The following is a 7,868-nucleotide window of genomic DNA, read 5'->3' as shown; positions in this document are numbered from 1 at the left end:
TTTGTGTAATTCAATAAGGTAGAAAAATATAGTAAAGCAAATGTTTCGTAATATGATAAAGTATGGCATTAATTCAGATGTAACCATCTGATATAATAAAACCCAACCGTTATTTGGGTTCATAGAAAAATTCTTATATTGTTAAATTATCAAATTTAAGACAAACCGTTATAAAAGAACAAAGCGGTTTTAAGTTTGATGCACAAACTGATTAAACTGGGTTATTTAAAATCTAAATATGATTTGAATCCTTCAGATGGGGTTTGTTACATTCAATCATTGATTGAATAATTGTTTATTGAGTATTCAGCTATGAGAATATACTCATAAACCGGGTGAATCAAGTTTTTTTTAACGTTTTCGTTTGCTTCTGCTTTGAGCCGATTGAGACGCCTGTCTCCCGTTTACAACACTAATCGGCAGCCAGGAGAAAAAAGTGAGGCTGGCTCTATCATCGGCCCGTGCGTCCTCCCCGCGAAGCGCTGTCAGGATCGGGACGGTCGTGAGGCGCATTTCCAGTCGGATCATTTCAAAAAGATGACAAAGGATGCATCCCTGGCAATCGGGGTTGCCGCAGATATCCGAAAGGCGATATCTGACCGGGTGCGGTCTGGCTGTGCGTTCATCCGGAAAAAGATCGGGAAACGTATCTGGCAGGGCTGCTGGAAATTCCCGATGGGGTCATCCTTCTTTGCCGTGGTTCCGGTGGGATGCGGATAAGGTGCATCGGGAGCGCGGGCAGCTATTTTTTTCGATTTTCCGCCAGGGCGGTTTCATCGGCTCTGCCGGCCAGAAAACGGCGGGCAGTTTCAAACGTTTCCTGAATTACGGAAGTCTGCGGCAGCGCGGCCTCGATCCGGTCGAGGATGTTGCGCTGGAGAATCTGCCGGCCGGTGTGTGGAAAGTTGACATCGTATACCCAGCCCACCTGAAGCAGCTTGAAATCGTTGAGGGTGCAGACATGGCGCTTGTCAACGCTGCGGCATTCCTGCAAATCACGCAGTACGCCGGGTGAGACCTCGGGCGTATCGGGCAGGCCCAGCTCGATGGCCGGGTTTCTGGGGCCTGAGTCCCGGTGATAATATTCGGTGACCACACGGAAAATATCCAGTTTGTCTGCATCCCTGAGCAGGCGTGTATAAAAAAGTACTTCCGGGGACTCACTGGCAGGCAATTGATATCGGTTGTGATATGAGATGGCCTTGAGCAGCAAGTCGATCCAGGGACGGGGCTGTCCGTCCAGAATGGACCCGGCTTTCAGCACGGCTACGCTCAGGGCCGCATGGTCCTGGCTCCGGGAGTCGACGAACGTTTGATATTGCCGGTACTGTTCAAACCGCCCCACATCGTGCAGCAGCCCCATGATGCGTGCCCATCGGATCTCTTCATTGTTGAGCCCCAGCGAGCGGGCCAGGGCCGTGGCTTCTTCCGCGACGTACAGGGAATGGATTCGTTTTAAATCAAAGTTTTGTTGTATGTCCTGGTTGGCCGTTTGAAACTCTGCTGCATAACTGTTAAAGGCCTTTCTGATTTTTTTAAATTCCCTATCCGTCATAAGACGCCTCTTTTCCTCTACGGTATTGTCCCGGACAACTTATTGTCGGTTAATGCGTTGAACTGTAATATGCGTTATAGCACATTCAGACTATATTGTTGAAGGGTGAGATGAATCGTTACCTGGAAATTTTTTTGACCGGCCAGTGTCGGATCGGTGTTATACACGGGTTGTTTGTGGACGTTATGGATCCTGCGGGGTGCATGCATTTTTATTTGGAGGACCCGCAGATGATTGACCGGCAGGCTTTGATCCCCAGCCACAGGGGTTACCGCAAGCTGAAAAGTTTTCAGATTGCGCATCGGGTGAAAAAGGTGCACGATGGACATCATGGATCCGGTGGACGATCAAAAACAGGTTCCGGATTATCTTTATCGGTTGGACAGCACCCGTCTGGCCGAAAGCCAGAACGTAAGGGCAACCCCTCCGGCCAGAATCGCCAGACTGCCTATCAGCGTTATTTTATCGAAACCAGCAAGGGAAATGAGCCACATGCCGACGATGCCCATGATCATGGAGGTGGACATAATCAGCGAAGAGGCGGTACCGGCGTTGTTCTGGCCTACCAGTTCCAGTGCCAGGTTGTTGGAAGGCGGTCGGCACAACCCCATGGAAAAAGAAATAATCCAGTTGGGCAGAGCCAGATCCCATGGCCCGCGGTGAGGGGTGATAACCATCCAGACCCCGCTGCAGAAAATGCCCAGAAAACCAGCGGTTATCAGCTTGCCGGAGTCCATGTTTTTCACCAGTCTGGAAAACACGAGAGAGCCTGCCATAAGTCCCAATGCATTGAATGCAAAAAAGTAGCCGAACATTTTTTCGTTCAGCCCGAATCCGTTCATGTAAATATTCGATGAACCGGCAATAAAAGCAAACATCGGCAGAGAAGTCAAAGACATGGCCAGGGTGAAACCGATAAAGCGGCGGTTGTGTATGATGCTCGAATAGTTTCCTATAACGTTTCGGGTGCAGCCTTTCGTTTCGGGCCTGTACGTTTCCGGCATAAGCCATACCCCTGCGATACCGATCATGCCCAATATCGCCTGGGCAATAAAAATCCAGGGCCAGGAAAGCCAGGTAAGAATCCATCCCCCGAAAATCGGAGCAAGCATGGGGGCCAGCGCCATGATGACGGCAATGTAGGCCATAATTTTTTCACGCTGCTTTCCTTCATATATGTCTTTGCTGATTGCCATGGACATTGTTGAAGCGGCCGCCGCACCGGCTCCCTGCAGAATCCGGGCGACAATCATCCAGTGAACGTTTGGTGCCGTGGCACAGACAATGCTCGCAATAATGTATAGGAAAATGCCGGCCAGCAGAGGCGGGCGGCGGCCATAACGATCCGAGATCGGACCGTAAATGAGTATGAAAACGCAAAAGGTAACAAAAAATCCGATCAGCGTCAGATTGACCATCACCAGCGGTTGATGCCACAGTTTCTGAAGCATGGGAATTGCCGGCAGGTACATATCTGTAGAAAGTGCCGGGAATGCGGTCAGCAGTACCAGCAACGCAAACATTTTTTTCATGGAACTCTCCGGTTTCAGGGCTTCGGCAAGAATAAATTGTGCATGGATTCCGCGGGATTTCGGAGTCTCGCAAGCTCGCTTATCTTGTTCGTCTTCAAGGCGTATCAATCATTGCATACTCATTATGGGTGCTGTTTACCTCGATAATCAACGGCAATTTTCGATATCATCATTCTACTAAAATTTCTGAATTCTCATGGCTCTCTTGAATCTTCCTTTTACGCAGAAGCCAGACAACACCATAAATTACCGGTGTATCCAACACGGCAATGGCAAACTTGACAGCCCATTGTCCGATAATCAACGGAAAAACGGGCATCACCCCGTAGAAAGCAATGGTAATAAAAATAAATGAATCAAGAAGCTGAGATACAGCGGTTGACAGGTTGTTTCTCAACCACAGATGTCGCTCTTTGGTGACGCTTTTCCAGAAATGAAAGGCCCAGACATCATGGAACTGGCTGACAAGATAGGCGATAAAAGAGGCGATAATAATTCTTGAAGTGCTTCCCAGGATGGTTTGAAACGCGTCTTCACCCTGCCAGACAGGCGCCCCGGGCAGCACCAGTCCGATACGTACAAGGATCAGTACCGTCAACAGGGCAATAAATCCTCCCCAGACAGCATGGCTGGCTTTTTCTTTTCCCCAGACTTCACTGATGACATCCGTACAGATAAACGTAACCGAATATGCCAGAATGCCCGCAGGCACGAACAGTCCAAAAACCGTGATGATTTTGTTGGCCAGCACCGAGGCAATCGTGATGGAGCCGACAAAAATGCTGATGAGGATTATCAGTGCCTTGTCGTTATTATTGTTTGGGTCCATGTAAAATTTTCCTTATTGGCGCAGACGGATATCATAACGCGCTGGATCTGAAATTCCTGCCTCTTTAGACCCTTTTTTTGAGATATGATTAAAAGTTGTGTTTGAGAGGTCGGCGGGTGTCCAACGGGTAAATTTTGCAGAGCAGTAACCCGCCATTTTAAAATTGGAAATGAAAGGATACGCACATCACAGGCGAAAATACCTTAATCGACCTGAAAAAGCCAGAAACTTTTCTTGCTGATCCGTTCATGATGGCCTTGCGGTAAGGTGCCAGGCGTTTGAAATCACATCTGCCGGCGGCATGTGTTATCGTTAAGTTTCAAAATCAATGCATATGACATTCAGGGAAGTGTTGGCTTAAATTTCTGAAACAACGACCCCGCAACTAACCCCGCAAGTTGAACGACTTCTTGAAATCCTTCAGGGGAAAATGACACGGGTGAAAAATAATGGAAAAACTGGGTTTAAAAGACAGAATGCATTTCAGCAGAGGCCATCCGGCGTGTGCTTTGGAAAGCGGGGGTATCGAAATGGCCACCTCTGAAAAATCCAACAGCCGTCTGCAGAAGTACCTGGCCGGTCCACCAGATCTATGGCTTTCATGATTGCTGAAAAAAGCTGATGGATATTCAAGATTTGTATTGTTTCGTAATATTATTCGAGACAGTAAATTCAAAGCAGTAAAGATCGTTTGACATCGTTTTGTAACATTGTATAGTACTCAAAATGTTTTAATTCGGGAGTGGGCCATCATTTTCTCGTTTCGCTTTTGGTAAAGGCTGGCGGTGCTACGAACAAAGCAAGACAGGATCAGTCTGAATGAGCAAAAAGAATGGAAATAACAAGTCGGTCGATCTGGATATCGGAACGCTCTCCAGTCATCTCTGGGAGGCGGCAAATATTCTGCGCGGACCTGTTGATGCGGCTGACTTCAAGACCTACATTTTCCCGCTGCTCTTCTTCAAGCGCATCTCCGATGTCTACGACGAAGAGTTTGCCGTTGCACTGGAAGAATCCGATGGTGACGTAGAATTTGCCCAATTCCCGGAGAACCATCGCTTTCAAATTCCTGAGGGTTGGCACTGGAAAGACGTCCGAGCCAAGAGCGACAATATCGGCCATGCGCTTCAGAAGGCCATGCGCTGTATCGAACAGACTAACCCGGACACGCTGCACGGGATCTTCGGGGATGCCCAGTGGACCAACAAGGATCGTCTCTCCGATGCCCTCCTCAAGGATTTGATCGAACATTTTTCGGCCTTGCGACTCAGCAATGACAATTGCATGGCGGATATTCTCGGTCAGGCTTATGAGTACCTGATCAAGAAGTTCGCCGATCTGACCAATAAAAAGGCCGGAGAATTTTATACTCCGCGCTCGGTCGTTGCCCTCATGGTAAATATCCTCGACCCGCAGGCCGGCGACACCATCTATGACCCGGCCTGCGGTACCGGTGGCATGCTTCTCGAAGCCCTTCACCATGTGAAGGAGCACGGCGGCGACGAGAACCTGATGCTCGGCAAGCTCTATGGCCAGGAAAAGAATCTGACCACCTCCTCCATCGCCCGGATGAACCTGTTCCTCCACGGCGCGGAAGATTTCCATATCGAACGTGGCGATACCCTCCGCCAGCCCGCATTCTACTCCGGCGACAGCCTTGCCGTATTCGATTGTGTCATCGCCAATCCGCCATTCTCCCTGAAGAACTGGGGGGACGCCGTCTGGGTCAATGAGCCATACGGCCGAAACTTCGCCGGGCTACCACCGGCCAAATACGGTGATTTTGCCTGGGTCCAGCATATGATCAAATCCATGGCCCGCAAGACGGGACGAATGGCTGTGGTGCTCCCTCATGGCGTGCTGTTTCGGATGTCCAGAGAAGGGGAAATTAGGCGCAAGCTGCTGGAGATGGACATCCTCGAAGCCGTGATCGGTCTCGGACCAAATCTTTTTTACGGCACCGGGCTGGCCGCCTGCATTCTTGTATTCCGTGAAACCAAGCCCCGGGAGCATCGCCAGAAGGTGCTCTTTATCGATGCCTCCAAGGCATTTAAGACCGGCCGGGCACAGAATGAACTCCTGCCGGAGCATGTGGAGAACATCCGTCGCTGGTATCAGGACTATCAGGATGTTGAAGGCGTCTGCCGCGTTGTTACGCTGGACGAGATCCGGGAGAATGATTTCAACCTGAATATTCCCCGCTATGTGGAGCCCGTGATCGAAGAGGAGTCCATCACTGTTGATCAGGCCATTTCCAATCTCAGGGAATCCCTGTCCGTAGCATATGCCGCCGAAGATCGTCTCAATAGACTCTTAAAACAGTATGGGATTTGTGAATGAAAAATAATCCCATGATCCAGACTGTTCTTGATGATGTTATTCAGGAGATTGCTGCAAAGAAGTCCATAATGACAGATGATCATATATCTTTATGGGATGATGTTATTGATCATATAATTAAGGGGTCTTCCTTTGTTGAAAGCATGCTCTTCAGCTTTGTCGATTCATGTATCTATAACCAAATAGAAGCGTTAACGATAGAGGAGCAAGAGGGACTTTGGTGGGAGACAACGCCTGGGAAAAATATGGAATTTGAGGTGGAGTGGGCGCAGAAGCATTCTTCGGATCAATTGGACAAACTCGGAGTTCCCGAGTCAGAAGAGATGCGTGATAATATAGTGGATTTTCTGCGTAATGAGTTAGGCCTTCGCGCTGAAGCAGAAGCGATGAAAAGGGAGACAGGTTATTGATCACCCAATCTGAACTTGAATCCTATCTCTGGGGCGTTGCGACCCTGCTGCGCGGGCATATTGACGCCGGTGACTACAAGCAGTTTATCTTTCCGCTGCTTTTCTATAAACGTCTCTGTGATGTGTATGACGAGGAACTTACCGAGGCGCTGGAGGAATCCGGCGGAGATCAGGAATATGCAAAATTGCCGGAGCAGCACCGCTTTCAGATCCCGCATGAGGCGCACTGGAAGGTTATCCGCACCAAGGTTAAAAACGTCGGTAAGGCCATTCAGGATGCTCTGCGGGATATCGAAAAGGCTAACCCGGATACCCTCTACGGCGTGTTCGGTGATGCCCAGTGGACCAACAAAGACCGCTTGCCGGATCACATGCTCCGGGAATTGCTCGAGCATTTCAGCTCGCAGACACTTTCACTGGCCAACTGCCCGGAAGATGAGCTGGGGGTCGGATACGAGTTCCTGATCAAGAAATTCGCCGACGATTCTGGCCACACGGCGGCTGAGTTCTATACCAACCGCACCATCGTGCATCTGATGACGGAGATGCTCGAACCGCAGCCGGGCGAGTCTATCTACGACCCTACCTGCGGGTCTGCGGGCATGCTGCTTTCCGCCGTCTCGCGCCTGAAAGGGCAAAGCAAAGAGTGGCGAAACCTCCGCCTGTTCGGCCAGGAACGCAACCTGCTGACCTCGGCCATCGGGCGGATGAACCTGTTTCTGCACGGCATCGAGGATTTTAAAATCGTCCGGGGTGATACGCTGGCCCATCCCGTCTTTGTGGAAGGCGACCGGCTTATGCAGTTCGACCTTGTATTGGCCAATCCGCCTTACTCCATCAAGCAGTGGGATCGTGATGCCTGGGCCGCGGATCCCTGGGGGCGCAATATCTACGGCACCCCGCCGCAGGGCCGTGCCGACTATGCCTTCTGGCAGCACATCATCCAGAGCATGAAACCCAAATCGGGCCGCTGCGCCATCCTGTTTCCACATGGCGTGCTCTTTCGCAATGAAGAGTCGGCCATGCGGGAAAAACTCATCGCCCACGACGTGGTGGAGTGCGTGCTCGGCCTGGGGCCGAACCTCTTCTACAACTCGCCCATGGAAGCCTGTGTCGTCGTCTCCCGCACACAGAAGCCCAAAGCCCGGCGCGGAAAGATTCTCTTCATCAACGCAGTGAACGAAGTCACCCGCGAACGTGCC

Annotated in this window: 8 protein-coding genes; 5 read left to right on the top strand and 3 right to left on the bottom strand. The window is 50.3% G+C overall.

The features are described from left to right. Nucleotides 1-537: 537 nt before the first annotated feature. Nucleotides 538-720, top strand: coding sequence for a hypothetical protein (locus PHQ97_15530; protein ID MDD4394142.1), 183 nt, complete (start codon nucleotides 538-540; stop codon nucleotides 718-720). A 22-nt stretch (nucleotides 721-742) separates the two neighbouring features. Here PHQ97_15530 and PHQ97_15525 read toward each other — a convergent pair whose 3' ends face one another. The 3 genes from PHQ97_15525 to PHQ97_15515 form a co-directional block, all read right to left on the bottom strand. Further along, nucleotides 743-1,555 (bottom strand): HD domain-containing protein, encoded by an 813-nt coding sequence (locus PHQ97_15525; GenBank protein MDD4394141.1) that lies wholly within the window; start codon nucleotides 1,553-1,555, stop codon nucleotides 743-745. Between the two features lie 371 nt (nucleotides 1,556-1,926). Continuing rightward, entirely contained in the window at nucleotides 1,927-3,087 is a 1,161-nt protein-coding gene (locus PHQ97_15520) for a multidrug effflux MFS transporter (protein ID MDD4394140.1), read from the bottom strand. 169 nt (nucleotides 3,088-3,256) lie between these two features. Continuing rightward, nucleotides 3,257-3,916, bottom strand: a complete 660-nt coding sequence (locus PHQ97_15515; protein ID MDD4394139.1) for a queuosine precursor transporter — start codon at nucleotides 3,914-3,916, stop codon at nucleotides 3,257-3,259. A gap of 449 nt (nucleotides 3,917-4,365) precedes the next feature. Here PHQ97_15515 and PHQ97_15510 point away from each other — a divergent pair, with 449 nt between their 5' ends. From PHQ97_15510 to PHQ97_15495, 4 genes are all read left to right on the top strand, one after another. After that, nucleotides 4,366-4,521, top strand: coding sequence for a hypothetical protein (locus PHQ97_15510; protein MDD4394138.1), 156 nt, complete (start codon nucleotides 4,366-4,368; stop codon nucleotides 4,519-4,521). Nucleotides 4,522-4,735: 214 nt separating this feature from the next. Continuing rightward, nucleotides 4,736-6,256, top strand: a complete 1,521-nt coding sequence (locus tag PHQ97_15505; GenBank protein ID MDD4394137.1) for a class I SAM-dependent DNA methyltransferase — start codon at nucleotides 4,736-4,738, stop codon at nucleotides 6,254-6,256. Continuing rightward, the gene (locus PHQ97_15500) at nucleotides 6,253-6,666 is read left to right on the top strand and encodes a hypothetical protein (protein ID MDD4394136.1); all 414 of its coding nucleotides are present in this window, start codon (nucleotides 6,253-6,255) and stop codon (nucleotides 6,664-6,666) included. Before PHQ97_15505 ends, PHQ97_15500 begins: the two co-directional genes overlap by 4 nt. Further along, nucleotides 6,663-7,868: class I SAM-dependent DNA methyltransferase (locus PHQ97_15495; GenBank protein MDD4394135.1), on the top strand; the 1,206-nt coding region annotated here is incomplete at its 3' end. The genes PHQ97_15500 and PHQ97_15495, both read left to right, overlap by 4 nt.

The organism is Desulfobacterales bacterium (assembly GCA_028704555.1).
Taxonomy (GTDB): Bacteria; Desulfobacterota; Desulfobacteria; order Desulfobacterales; family JAQWFD01; genus JAQWFD01.
This window is presented reverse-complemented; position numbering and strand designations above follow the sequence as displayed.

What these genes read in the sequence shown, in the direction of transcription:
- PHQ97_15530 (MDD4394142.1), top strand. Translation starts at nt 538, where the DNA reads ATGACAAAGGATGCATCCCTGGCAATCGGGGTTGCCGCAGATATCCGA.
- PHQ97_15525 (MDD4394141.1), bottom strand. Translation starts at nt 1,555, where the DNA reads ATGACGGATAGGGAATTTAAAAAAATCAGAAAGGCCTTTAACAGTTAT.
- PHQ97_15520 (MDD4394140.1), bottom strand. Translation starts at nt 3,087, where the DNA reads ATGAAAAAAATGTTTGCGTTGCTGGTACTGCTGACCGCATTCCCGGCA.
- PHQ97_15515 (MDD4394139.1), bottom strand. Translation starts at nt 3,916, where the DNA reads ATGGACCCAAACAATAATAACGACAAGGCACTGATAATCCTCATCAGC.
- PHQ97_15510 (MDD4394138.1), top strand. Translation starts at nt 4,366, where the DNA reads ATGGAAAAACTGGGTTTAAAAGACAGAATGCATTTCAGCAGAGGCCAT.
- PHQ97_15505 (MDD4394137.1), top strand. Translation starts at nt 4,736, where the DNA reads ATGAGCAAAAAGAATGGAAATAACAAGTCGGTCGATCTGGATATCGGA.
- PHQ97_15500 (MDD4394136.1), top strand. Translation starts at nt 6,253, where the DNA reads ATGAAAAATAATCCCATGATCCAGACTGTTCTTGATGATGTTATTCAG.